19 protein-coding genes and 1 pseudogene are annotated in these 17,782 nt (G+C 69.8%); 13 read left to right on the top strand and 7 right to left on the bottom strand.

The annotated features are described in order from the left end of the window. Positions 1-2: 2 nt before the first annotated feature. The 6 genes from BLV24_RS22350 to fabD all read right to left on the bottom strand — a co-directional run bounded on the left by BLV24_RS22350 (position 3) and on the right by fabD (position 5,037). Positions 3-398 carry a hypothetical protein gene (locus BLV24_RS22350; RefSeq protein WP_245710375.1) on the bottom strand — a complete coding sequence of 132 codons (396 nt, stop codon included), beginning with the start codon at positions 396-398 and terminating at the stop codon, positions 3-5. 180 nt (positions 399-578) lie between these two features. After that, the gene (mltG, locus tag BLV24_RS03855; protein WP_092679787.1) at positions 579-1,577 is read right to left on the bottom strand and encodes an endolytic transglycosylase MltG; all 999 of its coding nucleotides are present in this window, start codon (positions 1,575-1,577) and stop codon (positions 579-581) included. Between the two features lie 10 nt (positions 1,578-1,587). Then, positions 1,588-2,850, bottom strand: coding sequence for a beta-ketoacyl-ACP synthase II (gene fabF, locus BLV24_RS03850; protein ID WP_092679786.1), 1,263 nt, complete (start codon positions 2,848-2,850; stop codon positions 1,588-1,590). 135 nt (positions 2,851-2,985) lie between these two features. Further along, positions 2,986-3,225 (bottom strand): acyl carrier protein, encoded by a 240-nt coding sequence (locus BLV24_RS03845; RefSeq protein WP_092679785.1) that lies wholly within the window; start codon positions 3,223-3,225, stop codon positions 2,986-2,988. 178 nt (positions 3,226-3,403) lie between these two features. Beyond that, positions 3,404-4,141: a 3-oxoacyl-[acyl-carrier-protein] reductase gene (gene fabG, locus BLV24_RS03840; RefSeq protein WP_092679784.1), complete on the bottom strand. Its 738-nt coding sequence runs from the start codon at positions 4,139-4,141 to the stop codon at positions 3,404-3,406. After that, entirely contained in the window at positions 4,141-5,037 is an 897-nt protein-coding gene (fabD, locus tag BLV24_RS03835) for an ACP S-malonyltransferase (RefSeq protein ID WP_092679783.1), read from the bottom strand. Before fabD ends, fabG begins: the two co-directional genes overlap by 1 nt. A gap of 302 nt (positions 5,038-5,339) precedes the next feature. Here fabD and rpsF point away from each other — a divergent pair, with 302 nt between their 5' ends. From rpsF to BLV24_RS03810, 5 genes and pseudogenes are all read left to right on the top strand, one after another. Continuing rightward, positions 5,340-5,759: a 30S ribosomal protein S6 gene (gene rpsF / locus BLV24_RS03830; protein ID WP_092679782.1), complete on the top strand. Its 420-nt coding sequence runs from the start codon at positions 5,340-5,342 to the stop codon at positions 5,757-5,759. Positions 5,760-5,777: 18 nt separating this feature from the next. Then, positions 5,778-6,005 carry a 30S ribosomal protein S18 gene (gene rpsR / locus BLV24_RS03825; protein ID WP_092679781.1) on the top strand — a complete coding sequence of 76 codons (228 nt, stop codon included), beginning with the start codon at positions 5,778-5,780 and terminating at the stop codon, positions 6,003-6,005. A 13-nt stretch (positions 6,006-6,018) separates the two neighbouring features. Continuing rightward, a complete protein-coding gene (gene rplI, locus BLV24_RS03820; protein WP_092679780.1) occupies positions 6,019-6,627 on the top strand; it encodes a 50S ribosomal protein L9 in 609 nt (202 codons plus the stop codon). Positions 6,628-7,046: 419 nt separating this feature from the next. Then, positions 7,047-7,819: pseudogene (locus tag BLV24_RS03815) on the top strand (IS5 family transposase). A gap of 118 nt (positions 7,820-7,937) precedes the next feature. Beyond that, positions 7,938-8,597, top strand: coding sequence for a hypothetical protein (locus BLV24_RS03810; RefSeq protein WP_143040203.1), 660 nt, complete (start codon positions 7,938-7,940; stop codon positions 8,595-8,597). A 20-nt stretch (positions 8,598-8,617) separates the two neighbouring features. Here BLV24_RS03810 and BLV24_RS03805 read toward each other — a convergent pair whose 3' ends face one another. Further along, a complete protein-coding gene (locus tag BLV24_RS03805; protein ID WP_092679778.1) occupies positions 8,618-9,274 on the bottom strand; it encodes a peroxiredoxin in 657 nt (218 codons plus the stop codon). Between the two features lie 155 nt (positions 9,275-9,429). Between BLV24_RS03805 and BLV24_RS03800 the strand changes: the two genes are divergently transcribed. From BLV24_RS03800 to radA, 8 genes are all read left to right on the top strand, one after another. Next, positions 9,430-10,947 carry a replicative DNA helicase gene (locus tag BLV24_RS03800; RefSeq protein ID WP_092679777.1) on the top strand — a complete coding sequence of 506 codons (1,518 nt, stop codon included), beginning with the start codon at positions 9,430-9,432 and terminating at the stop codon, positions 10,945-10,947. Positions 10,948-10,966: 19 nt separating this feature from the next. Continuing rightward, entirely contained in the window at positions 10,967-12,103 is a 1,137-nt protein-coding gene (gene alr / locus BLV24_RS03795) for an alanine racemase (RefSeq protein ID WP_092679776.1), read from the top strand. A 65-nt stretch (positions 12,104-12,168) separates the two neighbouring features. Continuing rightward, positions 12,169-12,855 carry a hypothetical protein gene (locus tag BLV24_RS21425; RefSeq protein ID WP_143040202.1) on the top strand — a complete coding sequence of 229 codons (687 nt, stop codon included), beginning with the start codon at positions 12,169-12,171 and terminating at the stop codon, positions 12,853-12,855. Next, on the top strand, positions 12,855-13,649 hold the full coding sequence (locus tag BLV24_RS03785) for an MlaE family ABC transporter permease (RefSeq protein ID WP_092679774.1): 795 nt from the start codon (positions 12,855-12,857) through the stop codon (positions 13,647-13,649). Before BLV24_RS21425 ends, BLV24_RS03785 begins: the two co-directional genes overlap by 1 nt. Next, complete coding sequence (locus tag BLV24_RS03780; protein ID WP_092679773.1) at positions 13,646-14,422, top strand: ABC transporter ATP-binding protein; 777 nt, start codon at positions 13,646-13,648, stop codon at positions 14,420-14,422. The genes BLV24_RS03785 and BLV24_RS03780 overlap by 4 nt, the downstream gene beginning before the upstream one ends. A gap of 125 nt (positions 14,423-14,547) precedes the next feature. Next, entirely contained in the window at positions 14,548-15,783 is a 1,236-nt protein-coding gene (locus BLV24_RS03775) for a hypothetical protein (protein ID WP_092679772.1), read from the top strand. A 9-nt stretch (positions 15,784-15,792) separates the two neighbouring features. Then, positions 15,793-16,266: a paraquat-inducible protein A gene (locus tag BLV24_RS03770; RefSeq protein WP_245710371.1), complete on the top strand. Its 474-nt coding sequence runs from the start codon at positions 15,793-15,795 to the stop codon at positions 16,264-16,266. Positions 16,267-16,316: 50 nt separating this feature from the next. After that, positions 16,317-17,690: a DNA repair protein RadA gene (gene radA / locus BLV24_RS03765; protein WP_092679771.1), complete on the top strand. Its 1,374-nt coding sequence runs from the start codon at positions 16,317-16,319 to the stop codon at positions 17,688-17,690. Positions 17,691-17,782 lie beyond the last annotated feature (92 nt).

The raw sequence follows: 17,782 nt of genomic DNA, 5'->3' as shown, positions 1-17,782 counted from the left end.
GCTCAGCCGCGCTCAGCGAGCCTAGCCAGCTCGCCCAGGACTTCCCGCCGGGCGGCGTCGAGATCGACGTCCCCCGACCGGCGTCCCGCTCGTTCAGAGATGATCCGCTCAAGTTTCCTCTCGCAGTCCATGATGGAGTCCAACGATTTCTGAAGCGATGTGATCTCGGCTTGCAGCAGCTTGAGTCCGTCCTGCCGCGCCGCCCGATCCTTGTCTGCGATCTCCGAGGCCTTCGCCGCCTCGCTCTCGTCCAGGTCCGCCTGCACCGCATCCGCATTGGCCCACCCGAGGGCCTCGACCCTCGCCATGAGCGTGATCTGCACAGACATGCAGGTGCGTCGGGCCTTCTGGAGCAGCTGACCCGTCGTCAGCTCCTCCCAGTCGTCGCTACGCGTCATCCCCAGGGGCCCTCCCGTTACGAGGCCCGGGTCGCCCGAAGCGAAAACGGCCCCGGATCGTGTGATCCGGAGCCGTTTCGACCTGCTTTTCCCAGCTTGCCTGAGTTCTACCTTAGAGCGCCCCAGAGGTCAACAGTTAAATTCAAGGTTGAGCGAACTTCAAGGGAGATATCCCGCAAGTCACTGACTTTGCTTGCGCTCCGCCTCAATCCGGCGCCAACGCTGCACGTTGCGCGTGTGCTGCACAAGCGTTTCCGCGAACGCATGCCCACCCGTGCCATCCGCCACAAAATACAGATCCCGAGTTTCCAACGGGTTCACCGCCGCCTCGATCGCCGCCTTGCCGGGATTGGCGATCGGCGTCGGCGGCAGGCCATCGATCTGATAGGTGTTCCAGTCGGTGCGCTTGTTCAACTCGCTGCGGGTCAGCCCGCGGCCCAGAACGCCCTTCCCCTCGGTGATCCCATAAATCACCGTCGGGTCGGTCTGCAGCCGCATCCCCCGGTTGAGCCTGTTGATGAAGACCGAGGCCACGCGCCGCCGCTCCTCGGCGACCGCGGTCTCCTTCTCGATGATCGAGGCCAGAATCAGCGCCTCATCGGGCGAGGAGATCGGCAGGCCCTCGACCCGGTTCTCCCAGGCCTCCGCCAGGATCGCGTCCTGCGCGTCGCGCATGCGCTGGATCATCTCGGCGCGGGTATCGCCGCGATTGGCCTGGTAGGTTTCGGGAGCCAGCGAACCCTCCGGCGGGATCTCGTCGATCTCGCCGGTCAGCGTTTCCATGGCCTTCAGCTGCTCGACCACCTGCCAGGACGTCGATCCCTCCACCACGGTGATCTGGTACACCACGCGCCGGCAGGTGGACTGGTTCACCAGGCAGATCAGCACAGATTCCATGGAGCTTCCGGCCGGGATCTCGAACTCCCCGGCCTGGATTCTCGACTGCATCTCGCTGTAGCGGGCGCCGAGCCGGAAGATGCGCGGATCCGAAATCGCACCGGCCTCCGCCAGAATCTCCGCCGCCCGCGGCAGGCTCGTGCCGCGGGGGATGGAGATTTCGGTGGGCTCGGTCAGCGGGCCCTCGGCCCGGTACTGGTTCACGCCCCAGGCGATCACGCCCGCAAGCGCGATGCCCAGAACGATCAGGATCGTCAGCGCGTTGGCCGCCAGATGGCGCATGAATGCGCCCTCAATCCACCTTGCCGAGGATCAGCGAGGCGTTGGTCCCCCCGAACCCGAACGAGTTGGAAAGGGCCACCTTGATCTCCCGCTTCACGGCCTTGCCGGGGGCGAGGTCGATCTCGGATTCGACCGAAGGGTTGTCGAGGTTCAGCGTCGGCGGCGCGACCTGATCGCGGATCGCCAGCGCGCAGAAAATCGCCTCCACCGCACCGGCCGCGCCCAGCAGGTGACCGATCGCCGACTTGGTCGAGCTCATGGTCACGTTGGAGGCGTGGTCGCCCAGCAGACGCGTCACCGCGCCCAGCTCGATCTCGTCGCCCAGCGGGGTCGAGGTGCCGTGAGCGTTGACGTAATCGATATCGTCGGCGGTCAGCCCGGCGTTGCGCAGCGCCGCGGACATGGAGCGGAAGCCCCCGTCCCCGTCCGGCGCCGGCGAGGTGATGTGATAGGCGTCGCCCGACAGGCCGTAGCCCAGCACTTCGGCGTAGATCTTCGCGCCGCGGGCCTTGGCGTGCTCGTATTCCTCGAGCACCACGATCCCGGCGCCTTCGCCCATGACGAACCCGTCGCGGTCCTTGTCATAGGGACGCGAGCCCTTCTCGGGCGCATCGTTGTAGGAGGTGGACAGCGCCTTGCACGCGCAGAAGCCCACCACGCCGATTTCGCAGACCGGGCTCTCCGCCCCGCCGGCGACCATCACGTCGGCGTCGCCCAGCATGATCAGCCGGGCCGCGTCGCCAATGGCGTGCGCGCCGGTCGAACAGGCGGTCACGACCGCGTGGTTCGGGCCCTTGAAGCCGTATTTGATCGACACCTGGCCGGAGCACAGGTTGATCAGCGCGCCCGGAATGAAGAACGGCGACACGCGGCGCGGTCCCTTCTCCTTCAGGGTGATCGCGGCTTCGGCGATGGATTCCACGCCGCCGATGCCTGAGCCGATCAGCACGCCGGTTCGTTCGGCGTCCTCGTCGGTCTCCGGAACCCAGCCCGAATCCTTCACCGCCTGCTCGGCGGCGGTCAGAGCATAGGTGATGAACCGGTCCACCTTGCGGCGGTCCTTGGCCGGCACCCAGTCATCGGGGTTGAAGGTTCCGTCCGTGCCGTCGCCCAGCGGAATCTCGCAGGCGATCTGACAGGGCAGATGCGACGCATCGAAATGCTTGATCTTTCCGGCGCCGGACTTCCCGTCCAGCAGCCTCGACCAGGTTTCCTCGACTCCGCAAGCCAGCGGAGTCAGCAATCCCATGCCGGTGACGACGACCCGCCTCACGCGCTCGCTCCGTTTCTTGTGTCCTGTACGGGCGCGACCCTAGCCGCGCCCCCCAAACTCTGCAACCCGAGCGCCATCACGCCCGCGCGCGCCCGTTCATTCGGGCGGCGCGGCGCAGACGCGGGGGGGCGGGGCTCAGCCCTCGGAATTCTCGGTGATGAACTTCACCGCGTCGCCGACGGTCTGGATCGTCTCGGCGGCGTCGTCGGGGATCTCGATCCCGAACTCCTCCTCGAACGCCATGACAAGCTCGACGGTGTCCAGCGAGTCCGCGCCCAGGTCGTCGATAAAGCTCGCGCTCTCGGTCACCTTGTCCTCTTCGACGGACAGGTGCTCGACGACGATCTTCTTCACACGATCCGAAATGTCGCTCATGCGAGTGCTCCTCACTCTTCGCAGGCCGCTCTGGCCGCTTGCCGTTATTTGTTCTCGGGGGCCGTCGGCCAGTCCCGGCCGCGACGCGGTTTCGGCCCGCCGCGTGAAGCCGGCCTATATCACAGGGGCGAAGGGTGGCAACCGCGAAATCCTCGCGACCGCCCCCCGTCGCCGCTGTTCAGATCATGGCCATTCCGCCGTTGACGTGCAACGTCGCGCCGGTGACGTAGCTCGCTTCAGGCGAGGCCAGGAAGGCGACCGAGGCCGCGATCTCGTTCGCGTCGCCCATCCGCCCGGCCGGGATCGCGCCCAGCAGCTTCTCCTTCTGCGCGTCCGGCAGCTTGTCGGTCATGGCGGTGGAGATGAAGCCCGGGGCCACGCAATTCACGGTAATCCCGCGGCTGGCGACTTCGGCCGCGAGGCTCTTGGACATGCCGATCAGCCCGGCCTTGGAGGCGGCGTAGTTGCCCTGCCCCGGATTGCCGGTCACGCCGACCACCGAAGTCACCGAGACGATCCGCCCCCAGCGCGCCTTCATCATGCCGCGCATCACCCCGCGCGACAGCCGGAAGGCCGCCGTCAGGTTGACCCGGAGCACGGTGTCCCAGTCCTCGTCGGACATGCGCATGAAAAGCTGGTCGCGGGTCACGCCGGCGTTGTTGACCAGGATATCGATCCCGCCCATAGCCTCGGCCGCCGTCTTGGGCAGCGCCTCGACCGAGGCCGCGTCGCCCAGGTCGCACGGCGTCACATGCGCCCGGTCGCCCAGGCTGTCGGCCAGTTCCGCCAGCGGCTCGACCCGCGTGCCGGAGAGCGCCACGGTCGCCCCCTGCCCATGCAGGACGCGGGCGATCTCGCCCCCGATGCCGCCCGAGGCGCCGGTGATCAGCGCCCTCTTGCCGGTAAGATCGAACATCACGCTTCTCCCATCGCGGCCGCGACCGCCTTCGCGTCGTCGGGCCCGTTCACCGCCTTGGCGCCCAGGCTCTTGTCGATGCGCCGCGCAAGCCCGCACAGCACCTTGCCCGCGCCGATCTCGACCAGCTCGGTCACGCCCTGCGAGGCCATCCACAGCACGCCTTCGCGCCAGCGCACCGCGCCCGTGACCTGGGCGACCAGCAGCTTGCGGATCTCCTCGGGGTCGGTGACCCCCTCGCATTTCACGTTGGAGACGACGGGGACCGCCGGCGCCTTGATCTCCACCCCCGCGAGCGCCTCGGCCATCGCATCCGCTGCGGGCTGCATCAGCGCGCAGTGGAACGGCGCGCTCACCGGCAGCATCATCGCCCGCTTGGCGCCCATGGCCTTGGCGATCTCGCCGCAGCGCTCGACCGCGGCCTTGTGGCCGGAAATCACCACCTGCGTCGGCTCGTTGTCGTTGGCCGCCTCGCAGATCTCGCCCTGGGCGGCCTCCGCGGCGGCCTTCTGCGCATCGGCGAGCCCCAGCCCCAGCAGCGCGGCCATGGCGCCCACGCCCGGCGCGCAGGCGGCCTGCATGGCCTGGCCGCGCAGGCGCAGCAGCTTCGCCGCCTCGCCCACGCCGATCGAGCCCGCCGCGCACAGCGCCGAATACTCGCCCAGCGAATGCCCCGCCACATAGGAGGCGTCGGAGATGCTCACCCCCTCGGCTTCCAGCGCCCGGAACGCGGCCAGCGAGGTCGCCATCAACGCCGGCTGGGTGTTGGCGGTCAGGGTCAGCTCCTCGGCGGGGCCATCCCAGATCAGCGCGCTCAGCTTCTCGCCCAGCGCGTCGTCGACCTCCTCGAACACCGCTTTCGCGGCCGGATAGGCGTCGGCGAAGGCCTTGCCCATGCCCACGGACTGGGCGCCCTGGCCCGGAAATAGGAATGCGCGCACGAACTGTCCCTCCCTGCGTCGGTTCGGCCCGCTTTACCTTTCACGCCCCGGCCCCGCAACCTGCCCGGAGGTCAGCGGCCGGTTCCGCGCGGCCCGGACCCCGACCGCCGAACCCCCTCCGCCCTTGCTTTCCGCCGGCATATGCGGCATAGGCCCGCGACCTTCCGAAAAAGGATGACCAGGGCGCCTCTCGTATGCGGGCTTCGGAAGGGATCGCCTCCGCATGGTGAAGCGCACCGAACATGGCAGGTGAACCGATGGCTCTTTACGAGCACGTCTTCATCGCGCGTCAGGATCTTTCCAACGCGCAGGCCGAGGGGCTCATCGAGCATTTCGGCCAGATCCTCAAGGACAACGGCGGCGACGTCCAGGGCTCCGAGTACTGGGGCGTCCGCACGATGGCCTACAAGATCAACAAGAACCGCAAGGGGCACTACGCCTATCTCAAGACCGACAGCCCGGCTGCCGCGGTCCAGGAGATGGAGCGTCTGATGCGCCTGCATGACGACGTCCTGCGCGTCATGACCGTGAAGGTCGAAGCTCATGAGGAAGGCCCCTCCGCCGTCCTCCAGGCCAAGGCTTCCCGCGATGACCGCGGCGGCCGTGGCGGCCGTGACCGTGGCGATCGCCCGCGTTTCGGCGACCGCGATCGCGGCGAACGCCGTCCGCGCGACTGATAGGGAAAGGACCGCACAATGGCTCGCAAGCCCTTCTTCCGCCGTCGCAAGACCTGCCCGTTCTCCGGCGAGAACGCGCCGAAGATCGACTACAAGGACGTCAAGCTCCTGCAGCGCTACATCTCCGAGCGCGGCAAGATCGTCCCCTCCCGCATCACCGCGGTTTCCTCCAAGAAGCAGCGCGAACTCGCGCGCGCCATCAAGCGCGCCCGTTTCCTCGCCCTGCTCCCCTACGCGATCAGCTGAGGAGCACTGACAGATGGAAGTGGTTCTTCTGGAACGCGTCGAGAAGCTCGGCCAGATGGGCGACGTGGTCAACGTCAAGCCCGGCTTCGCGCGCAATTTCCTTCTGCCCCAGGGCAAGGCCCTGCGGGCCACGAAGGTCAACATCTCCCGCTTCGAAGCCGAGCGCGCTCAGCTCGAAGCCCGCAACCTCGAGCTGAAGGCGGAGGCGCAGACCGTCGCCGACAAGCTCGACGGCCAGAGCTTCGTGATCATCCGCTCCGCGTCGGACATGGGGGCCCTCTACGGCTCCGTGACCCCGCGGGACGTGGCCGAAGCCTCGACGGCGGGCGGCTTCTCGGTGGACAAGCGGCAGGTGTCGCTGGACAAGCCGGTGAAGGAGCTGGGCATCCACGACATCCGCGTCGTGCTGCACCCCGAAGTCTCGGCGACCATCGCGATCAACGTCGCGCGGTCCGCTGAGGAAGCCGAGCTTCAGGCCTCCGGCAAGTCGATCCAGGACGCCCGCGCCGAAGAGGACGCGGCGGCCGAATTCGACATCCAGGAGCTGTTCGAGGACGAAGAGGAGGGCGAAGGCCTTCTCTCCGATCCCCGCGGCGACGAAGAGGACGAAGAGCTCCGCTGATCGGCGCGCCCGTCTCGGCGGGCCCGACGCAACGGACAGGAAACGGCCGCGGCGCACGCCGCGGCCGTTTTCGATTCCCGTCCGGCCAGACGCGGCCTCGCTCCTGCGGCGCGATTCTTTCGCGCCCCGCGAACCTCGGCGGCCCCGCGCATCACTCGACACGGCGCCGAGGACGCGCCCAGCCCCGCGCGCGTCCTTGAACCGGCGCCGACCCCGGCCGATCTCGACGCCAGGCCCATGGCCGCTGAAACCGACGCCCTCGCCAATCGCCTCGCGCTCAACACCATGCGCGCCGGGCGGGCGTTGACCCGTCGTTGCGACGCGCCGCTCGCCGTGACCTCGCCCTAGGGCGCGTCCCCATAAACGGGATTCCCATGACCTCGCATCTTTGATTCAACCTCCGAAAGAAGGAGGTTTCGATGCGCCGTCACGAACTGACCGACCGGGAATGGGCGATCATCCAGCCGCTGCTGCCGCAGAAGTCGCGGGGCGTGCCGCGGGTGGACGACCGCCGTGTGATCAACGGCATCCTCTGGAGGTTCCGCGCAGGCACGCCCTGGCGCGACGTGCCCGAGCGCTATGGCCCGCGCACCACGCTCTACAACCGCTTCACGCGGTGGCGTGCGGCCGGGGTCTGGGACCGCATTCTGGAAGCGATCTCAGAGGCCTATGACGGCGACATCGTGATGATCGACAGCTCCTGCGTCCGCGTGCATCAGCACGGGGCCGCGGTAAAAAGGGGGGTCCCGCCGAGGACGACGGCGGGCATGGCTGCATGGGACATTCCCGCGGGGGGCTGACCACGAAGATCCACGCCCTGGTCGATGCGGAAGGCCGCCCCATCCGCTTGAAGCTGACGCCCGGCCAGGCGGGCGACGCGCCGGTGGGAACCGAGTTCGTCACCGATCTCGATCCCGGCGCGACCCTGATCGCCGACCGCGCCTACGACACAAACCCGATCCGCGACGGCGCGGCGGCCCGCGGCGTTTGGGCCAACATCCCGCCGCGCGTGATCCGAAAGGACGCTTTCAGCTTCAGTCCGTGGGTCTATCGCCAGCGGAACCTCGTCGAGCGCTTCTTCAACCGCATCAAACAGTTCCGCGGTCTTGCCACCCGATACGACCGGCGCGCCGACAATTACCTCGCCGCCCTCAAACTCGCCGCAATCCGCTTCTGGATCGCGAAGATATGAGTCCGCGCCCTAGGGCCGACGCCGCGCTGCTGTTGGAAAAGGACGCATGAGACAGCCGTCTCAATCCCAAGCTTAACCGGATGCAAACCGCGGACGCCCGATAGAAGGGGCGCTCGCCATGTCCCACCCAGCCAGGCCCCCCTCTTCTCCCGCCCGCCGCGCCGCCGCCTCACGCGGCGCGCTGATCGCCGCCGCACGCGCGCTCTACGCGGCGGGAAAGCCCCCCAGCGTGACCGAGGCCGCCCGCGCCGCTGGCCTCTCCCGCGCCACCGCCTACCGCCAGTTCCCGTCGCCGGAGCTTCTGGCCGAAGCCGCGGTGACCGACCCCGAATGCGCCCCCATCCCGGACATTCTCGCGGGCCTCACCGCTCCCCCGGACCGGGCGCTGGCCGTCTGCGACTGGCGTCTCGCCTTCGCCACGCGCCTCGCGCCGCAGCTGCGCCGCCATCTCGCGCTGCGCGAACAGGCCCGCCTGCGCCGTGACCCGACGCCCGCCCCGCCCCGCCCCAGCCCGCGGGCGGAAGCCGCCTTCCGCGCCGCCCTCGCCCCCGCCCGCGACCGGCTGCCCCCGGCCGTATTCGATGACCTGCTGAGCGCGCTGGTCGCCCTCACCGGCTTCGAGACCCTCGCCGCGCTGACCGAACGCGGCGTCCCGCCCGAGGCAGCCGCCCGCGCCGCAAGACGCGCCGCCGAGGCCTTGGTCGACGCTGCGCTGCGCCAGACCCGGCAAGCCTGCAACGCAAAGGGCCGCGCGTCGTGCCCGACGCGCGGCCCCTGACACCGAAAAGGCGGTCCCGATCAGCCCGGCTGCTTGACCATCCGCAGATAGGGCAGCTTGCGCTCGAACGACCCGTGCTGCGCCTCGGCGTCGGCGTCCGACACCGCGGGGACCACGATCACGTCGTCGCCCTGCGCCCAGTTCGCCGGCGTCGCCACCTTGTGCCCCATGGTCAGCTGCAGCGAATCCAGCACCCGCAGCAGCTCGTTGAAGTTGCGGCCCGTGGTCATCGGATAGGCCATCTGCATCTTGATCTTCTTGTCCGGCCCGATGACGAACACCGTGCGCACCGTGGCGTTGTCCGCCGCCGTCCGCCCCTCGGAGCTCGCTCCCGCATCCGAGGGCAGCATCCCGAAGGCCTTGGCCACCGCCAGCGTCTCGTCGCCGATCATCGGGTAGCCGACGTCGTTGCCGGTGGCCGAGGCGATATCCGCCTTCCACTTCACGTGGCTCTCCACCGGGTCGACGCTGATCCCGATGATCTTGCAATTCCGCTTGGCGAACTCGGGCGCCAGCCCCGCCATGGTCCCCAGCTCGGTCGTGCAGACCGGCGTGAAGTCCTTGGGATGGCTGAACAGAATCGCCCATCCGTCGCCGATCCAGTCATGGAACCTGATCGGTCCCTCGGTGGTGTCCGCCTCGAAATCCGGCGCCGTGTCATTGATCCGCAAGGTCATCGCCCGCTCCTTGGCTGCGTATGTCTCGATCACGTGGTAACATGTTTCCCACCTGGGCGGAGCGCAATACCCGCACGCTCGCCGGGCCTTGATGCCGCCTTGCCCGAGGGCCCGATTTCGGGTGTAGGGAAAGGCGAACCAGCACGGAGACCCCCATGGACGACGGCCCGCCTCCCCCCGCCCCGCCGGCGGAGGATCCGGCGAACACGGCGCTCGCCGCCCCCGCCGCCTCGCCCTCGAACATCGAGGCCGAGCAGGCGCTGCTGGGCGCGATCCTGATCAACAACGAGGTCTATGACCGGGTCGCGAGCTTCCTCGCGGCCGAGCATTTCTACGACCCCGTTCATGCCCGCATCTTCGCCACCGCCGCGCGCCGCATCCAGAAGAACTTCCAGGCCAACGCCGTCACCCTGAAGACCTTCCTCGAAGACGACGAGGGCCTCAAGGAACTCGGCGGCGCTTCCTATCTGGCGCGGCTCGCGGGCGCGGCGATCTCGATCTATTCGGCCAAGGACTACGCCCAGGCGATCTACGACCTCGCCATCCGCCGCGACCTGATGCGAATCGGCCTGGAGATCCGCGACCGCGCCCAGGCCGCGGATGCGGAAACCGAGCCCTCCGACCAGATCGTGGAAGCCGAGCAGAGCCTCTATTCGCTGGCCGAAAAGGGCCGCTCCGACGGCGGCTTCCGGTCCTTCCTGTCGGCCGCGACCGAGGCGATCGAAGTCGCCAACGCCGCCTATCAGCGCGACGGCGGGCTGGCCGGCATCTCCTCCGGCCTGGTCGACCTCGACCGTCGCCTCGGCGGCCTGCACCCTTCGGACCTCCTGATCCTCGCGGGGCGTCCCTCCATGGGCAAGACCTCGCTGGCCACCAACGTCGCCTTCAACATCGCCAAGGCCTTCCGGGAGGGCGAGAAGCCCGACGGCACCTTCGGCACGGTCAATGGCGGCAAGGTCGGGTTCTTCTCGCTCGAAATGTCGGCCGAGCAGCTCGCCACCCGCATCCTCTCCGAACAGTCCCGCGTGCCCTCCGAGCAGATCCGCCGCGGCGACATGGAGGAGGAGGAGTTCCGCCGCTTCGTCGAAGCCGCGCGCGAACTGGAGAAGATGCCCTTCTACATCGACGACACGCCGGCCCTGCCGATCTCGACCCTCGCCGCCCGCGCCCGCCGGCTCAAGCGCCAGCACGGGCTCGACGCGCTGTTCATCGACTATCTTCAGCTGGTCCGCGGCGCCGGACGCACCGACAACCGCGTGAACGAGATCGCGGAGATCTCCATGGGCCTCAAGGCCATCGCGAAGGAGCTCAACATCCCCGTCATCGCGCTCTCCCAGCTGTCGCGGCAGGTGGAGAGCCGGGAGGACAAGCGGCCGCAGCTTTCGGACCTTCGGGAATCGGGATCGATCGAACAGGATGCGGACGTGGTGATGTTCGTGTTCCGCGAGGAATACTACAAGGAACGCGAGAAGCCCTCCGAAACCGACGTGGAGGCCACGATGAGGTGGCAGGAGGTCATGGAGAACGTGCGCGGCAAGGCCGAGGTCATCATCGGCAAGCAGCGTCACGGTCCCATCGGCTCCGTGGAACTGGCCTTCGAGGGCCGGTTCACCCGCTTCGGCGACCTCGCTCGCGACGCCTATCCCCAGGTCGGACGCGATGACGCCTTCTGATCCGGCGGGAGCCGCGCCCATGACCTCATCCGCCGCCGCCGCGTCCGCCTCCATCCCCGCCCGGCCCGTCGCCGCGGGATCGAAAGCGCGGCTGACCGTGCATCTCGACGCCATCGCCGACAACTGGCGCGCGCTGGCGGCCAAAGCCCCCACCGCCGAGGCCGCCGCGGTGGTCAAGGCCGACGCTTACGGGACCGGGCTCGCCCCCGCCGCGACCGCGCTGCACGAGGCCGGCGCCCGCACCTTCTTCGTGGCCCAGGCCGGCGAGGGCGCGGCCCTGCGCGAGACCCTCGGCCCCGGCCCCGCGATCTACGTGTTCAACGGCTACATGCCCGACGACGCGCCCGCCTTCCGCGGAACCGACCTGCGCCCGGTCCTGTCCTCGCCCTTCCAGGTCGAGGCCTGGCTGGCGGCGCGCGACGACATTCGCCCGACCTCCGGCCCCGGACTGCATATCGAGAGCGGGATCAACCGCCTCGGCTTCACCGCGGCCGAACTCGACGCCCTGCGCGCCGATCCGCCCGAGGGGCTGGACCTGACCCTGGTCATGTCCCATCTCGCCAATGCCGACGAGCCCGCGAACTCCATGAACGCCCGCCAGCGCGGCGCCTTCCTGGGCCGGTCCGAGCTTGCCTCCCGCATCGCCCCCGGCGCCCGCCGCTCGCTCGCCGCCACGGGCGGGACGCTGCTGGGCGCGCCCTTCCATTTCGACCTGGTGCGCCCCGGCGTGGGTCTCTACGGCGGGGAGCCCTTCGTCGACGCCCGCCACGTCGTCACCCTCATGGTCCCGTTCCTGCAGGTGCGTGAAATCCCGGCGGGCGAAAGCGTCGGCTACGGCGCCACCTGGACCGCCCGCCGCGCCAGCCGCATCGGCGTGCTGCCCATCGGCTACGCGGACGGGCTGCACCGGCTGTCGAAAGACTTCGACGTCTATGTGAACGGCCGACCGGCGCCGGTGGCCGGGCGCGTCTCGATGGACATGATCACCGTCGATCTGACCGACATCCCCGAGCCCTCGCCCGGCGACTTCGCCGAAATCCTCGGCCCCAACCAGAACGTCGACCGGCTGGCCGCGGCCAGCGGCACCACCGGCTACGAGGTGCTCACTGGGCTCGGCGCCCGCTATCTGCGGACCTACGAGAAGGCCGGCGCGTGACGCCGGGGGCCGCCAGGAGCGCAGTCGCCCCCGACGGTCCCGGAACCCTGTATCTCCATATCGGGATGCCCAAGACCGGTGCCACCTGGATCCAGCGCGCGTTGGCGCTGAACCGGGCGGGTCCGGGCCGGGAGGCGGCCGAGGCCGCGCTCGCCGACGCGCTCGCCCGACTTGCCGCCGGGGATGACGTGGTTCTGACCTCCGAGACCTTCCGGCAGCTCGCGCCACGAAAGCGACGGGCCCTGCTCGCGCTTATGGGAAAGGGTGCCGCCCGCCTGCGCAACGGCGAGACGCTGGACCGGATACGCCCGCGGCCGCCGCGTTGCCGCCGCGCGCTCGGCCCCTGGCAGCGCGGGCTGGGGCGCAACCGGCTGACGCTGCGCATCCACGACCCGGAGGAGCTGACCGGCGGCGACGCGCTCATAGATTTCCTGTCGGTCATCGGCCAGGACGGCGCGGACCTTCAGCCCCCCGACCCACATCCTGCGCGCGGTGGAGGAAACCTCCCGCCCGGACATCTCCTGGCTGTCCGAGCTCCTCGGCCGCGACCCTTTCCCCTCCCGGCGCCTCGCGTGACCCGATCCCACCGGCCCGCACGCCCTTGGTTCCCGCCGCCGGCGTCGATATATCAGGGAACGGGCGCGCAGGAGACCAAGACCCCGTCGCCCGTTGCGAATGTCCCGCGGCCGGTTTCGGTCGTCCGACGGCGCCGCCACGTCGCCACCGCCCTTTTCGATGGATCCGCCGCCTGATGATCGTCCTCACTTCCGTCGCCGCGTTCCTCGCAGCCATCGGGGCCACGGCGCTGGGCCTGTGCCGCGCCACCGGCGCGCTGACCCTGTTCGCGCTGTCCGGCGCCAGCCACATCTTCCGCCCGCCCTGGTATCCGGCGGAATTCGCCCGCCAGTTCCTGCGGATCGGATATTTCTCCCTGCCCGTCGTCGGCATGACCGCGCTCTTCACCGGCGGCGCGCTGGCGTTGCAGATCTATTCGGGCGGGGCGCGGTTCAACGCCGAATCCGTCGTCCCCTCCATCGTCGCCATCGGCATGGTGCGCGAACTCGGCCCCGTGCTCGGCGGGTTGATGGTGGCGGGCCGCGTCTCCGCCTCCGTGGCGGCGGAACTCGGCACCATGCGGGTGACCGAGCAGATCGACGCCCTGACCACGCTCTCCACCAACCCGATGAAATACCTCGTCGCGCCGCGCCTGCTGGCCGCGACCATCGCCATGCCGATCCTCGCCTTCGTGGGCGACGTCATCGGCATCATGGGCGGGTTTCTGGTGGGCGTGACCCGGCTGAACTTCGCGCCCTCCGCCTATATCCGCAACACCGAGCAATACCTGACGGGCGACGACATCGTGTCGGGCCTGATCAAGGCCGCCGCCTTCGGCTTCATCATCGCGCTGATGGGCTGCTACCAGGGCTACAACTCGGGCCGCGGCGCCCAGGGCGTCGGGGCCGCCACCACCAACGCGGTGGTCTCGGCCTCGATCCTGATCCTCGCCGCCAACTACATCCTGACCGAGGCGCTGTTCTCCTCATGACCGACGCCAATCCCCCGGCCCCGTCCCGCATCGCCCTCAAGGGCGTCCGCAAGTCCTTCGGGCCCAAGCACGTCCTGCGCGGCGTCGATCTCGACGTGGCAAAGGGCGAGAGCATGGTGATCATCGGCGGCTCCGGCACCGGCAAATCGGTGACCCTGAAATGCGTGCTCGGCATCATCGAGCCCGACGCCGGCGAAATCCTCATCAACGGCGCCCGCGCCACCGCCCGCAACCGCGAGGCGCTGCTGTCGCGGTTCGGGATGCTGTTCCAGGGCGGCGCGCTGTTCGACTCCATGCTGGTCTGGGAGAACGTCGCCTTCCGCATGCGCCACGGCGCCCATCGCCGCCCCCGCGCCGAGGCCCGCGAAATCGCCATCGAGAAGCTCCGCCGCGTCGGGCTCACGCCGGAGACCGCGGATCTCTTCCCCGCCGAGCTTTCGGGCGGCATGCAGAAGCGCGTCGGTCTCGCCCGCGCCATCGCCACCGACCCCGAGATCATCTTCTTCGACGAGCCGACCACCGGCCTCGACCCGATCATGGCCGGCGTGATCAACGAGCTGATCCGCGAGCTGGTCACCGAGATCGGCGCCACCGCCATGACCATCACCCATGACATGACCTCGGTGCGCGCCATCGCCGACCGGGTGGCGATGATCCATGAGGGCGAGATCCGCTGGCAGGGCGCGGTCGGGGAGCTCGACGCCACCGAAGACCCCTACGTCTCCCAGTTCATCCACGGTCGCGCCGAAGGCCCCATCGCCGCGATCCGCTGACGCGCCGCGGGGCGGCTCCGGGCTTCGGGATGCGATTTCCTCGGCGCGGCGCTTTTGCGTCGGACGTCTGACGGCCCCGCACCTAGCGTTCGATCCGACGAAGACCCCAGACGCCGAGCCCCTTGATGACCTCCACCCAGATTCTCACCGGACGACGAAAGCCCTGGCTGCGGTGGAACGCGGAGGAGGACGCCGGCACGCCCGTCGTCGTCACCTACAGCTTCGGCGACCGCCCCGCGCCCTATGCCAAGGGGCGGTTCTCCGGCTACCAGGACTGGAAGCCCGCGCAGAAGGACGGCATCCGGACGGCGCTGGAGACTTGGGCCGACTCCGCCGGAATCGCGCTGGTGGAGACGCCGGACGCAGCGCGCGGCGATCTCCGTTTCGCCCTGGTCGGCATGGCCGGACGGACCAACGCCACCGGCGGACAGCTCGACGGCTACGCCTACTATCCCGGCCAGTATCAGACGACCGTGGACGGCGCGCGGCAGACCCGGCAGACGCATGACGATATCGGCGGCGACCTGTTCCTCAACGCGCGCTTCGCGGGCGATCCGCAAGCCTTCGCCCCCGGACGCTTCGGCCATTCGCTGGTCCTGCACGAAATCGGCCATGCCCTGGGCTTCAAGCACCCGTTCTCGGGCGAGCCCTCGATCAGCTACGACGCCGCGCATGGCGGGCTGACGGTGCTCGCCTACAACCGGAGCGACGACACGACGGAACTCGGCCGCCTCGATCTCCAGGCCATGCGCCAGCTCTACGGCGCGCCCGGCGACACGCCCAAGGCCCGCTGGGTGGACCGCAAGGACGTGGTGTCCATCCAGGGGTCCCGCGGGCGGGACGAGTTCATCGCCACGCATCTCGACGACCGGATCTCGGCCAAGGGCAAGGCCGACCGTGTCTTCGCCGGCGAAGGCGATGACGTGATCAGGGGCGGAGGCGGGGGCGACCGCCTCGACGGCGGCCCGGGGGCCGATCTGCTGAAGGGCGGCGCCGGGCGGGACCTTCTGCGCGGCGGCGAGGGCGACGACGACCTGCGCGGCGGCCGGGGCCGGGACCGGCTGGAGGGCGGCGCGGGCGACGACCGTCTCGACGGCGGCGCCTCGCGGGACCGGCTTCAGGGCGGCGATGGCGCCGACATCTTCGTCTTCGCCCGCGACGGCGGCAAGGACACGGTGCTGGACTGGCAGCCGGGCCTCGACCTGATCGCGCTGGACCGGGGCGCGGATTTCGACGATCTCTCCTTCCGCGAGCATCGTGGCGACCTGCGCATCGCCTATCTCGACGGCGCGGGCGAAATGCGGCTCGAAAACATCGGGGAGTCACAGATAGATGCGACGGATTTCGCCCTGCTCGCCTGAGCCTCGTCCGTGACCCTCGCCCCCGCGCCCATCACACCCCGGCATCTCGCCTTCGCCAATCTCGCGCTTCTGCCGCTCTGGCCGCTGGCCTGGACCGCGCCCGTGGCGCGCACCGGCTTCCTGCCCTTCATGGCCGGCGAGGACGTGTCGATCCTCTCCGGCCTCGGCGCGTTGTGGGAGGCGGACGCGGCGCTCGCCCTGCTGGTGGCTCTGCTGGCGCTGGTCCTGCCCTACGCCAAGACCCTGTCGCTCGCCGCCGTGCATTTCGGCCGGCTCACCCCCCGCGCCCTCCCGGCGCTGGAACTGCTGGGCAAGCTCGCCATGGCCGACATGTTCCTGCTCGCGCTCACCATCGTCATCGTCAAGGGCGTCGGCGTGGGGCGGGTGGAGACCGCATGGGGCCTCTGGCTCTTCGCCTTCTGCATCCTGCTGTCGCTGGCGCTTTCGATGCTGACCGCGCGCCGCCACACCCGCGCGCAATAGCCTTCCGCCCCCCGCTTGCCCTTCGCATGCGGAGCGTCCACAACCGGCCCATGGCCCGCTCCGCCCCCACCTTCACCTGCGCCGAATGCGGCGCCGTCCATGGCAAATGGGCGGGGCGCTGCGACGCCTGCGGGGCCTGGAATTCGATCACCGAGGACGCGGGCCTCGGCCCCGCCCTCCCCAAGCCCACCGGCCCCGGCAAGAACCGCATTCGCCGCGTGCCGCTGGTGGCGCTCGCAGGCTCCGAACCCGCCCCCGCCCGCATGTCCGCCGGGGTGGGAGAGCTGGACCGCGTGCTCGGCGGCGGCCTCGCCACCGCGTCCGCCGTGCTGGTCGGCGGCGATCCCGGCATCGGCAAGTCCACCCTGCTGCTTCAGGCCACCGCCGCCTTCGCGCGCCAGGGGGCCAAGGCCATCTACGTGTCCGGAGAGGAAGCCACCGGCCAGATCCGCATGCGCGCCGCCCGGCTCGGCCTGCAGGACAGCCCCGTGCAGCTCGCCGCGGAAACCGGCCTGCGCGAAATCCTCGCCACGCTGGAGGAGGAGAAGCCCGACGTCGTCGTGGTCGACTCGATCCAGACCATGTGGCTCGATTCGGTCGACAGCGCCCCCGGCTCCGTCTCCCAGGTCCGCGCCGCGGCCCATGCGCTCACCGCGTTCGCCAAGACCCGCGGCGCCGCGGTCATCCTGGTCGGCCACGTCACCAAGGAGGGCCAGATCGCCGGCCCCCGCGTGGTCGAGCACATGGTCGACACCGTGCTTTATTTCGAGGGCGAGCGCGGCCACCCGTTCCGCATCCTGCGCGCCGTGAAGAACCGCTTCGGCCCCTCGGACGAGATCGGGGTGTTCGAAATGACCGCCCGCGGCCTCGCCCAGGTCTCCAACCCCTCCGCCCTGTTCCTGTCGGAGCGCGGCCGCGCCTCCCCCGGCACCGTGGTCTTCGCCGGCGTCGAGGGCACGCGCCCCCTGCTGGTGGAGATCCAGGCCCTGGTCGGATCCGCCGCCCCCGGCTCGCCCCGCCGGGCGGTGGTGGGCTGGGACAGCGGCCGGCTCGCGATGATCCTCGCGGTGCTCGAAGCGCGCTGCGGGGTGGCGCTCGGCGGCCGGGACGTTTATCTCAACGTCGCCGGAGGCCTTCGCGTGTCGGAGCCCGCGGCGGATCTCGCCGTGGCCGCGGCCCTGCTCTCGGCCGCCCAGGACCGCGCGCTGGAACCCGACACCGTGGTGTTCGGCGAGATAAGCCTGTCAGGGGCCGTGCGCCCGGCGCCGCAGACCGACACCCGCCTGCGGGAGGCCGCCAAGCTCGGCTTCAACGTCGCGCTGGCCCCTTCGCAGGTGAAGCCGGGCGCGAATTCTGGCATGACGGTGCACCGAATCGAGGATCTGAGCGGGTTGGTGGCCCGCCTCCTCGACGCCGAAGCGTAAGCCGGCGCGGAATCGGGCGGGGGATGCGCAGGACGCGCGTCGCCCGCATCTGGTGGGACGGGCGATCCCCGGGGGCGACCCCCGGCGCGCGC

The organism is Albimonas donghaensis (assembly GCF_900106695.1).
Lineage (GTDB): Bacteria > Pseudomonadota > Alphaproteobacteria > Rhodobacterales > Rhodobacteraceae > Albimonas > Albimonas donghaensis.
This window is presented reverse-complemented; position numbering and strand designations above follow the sequence as displayed.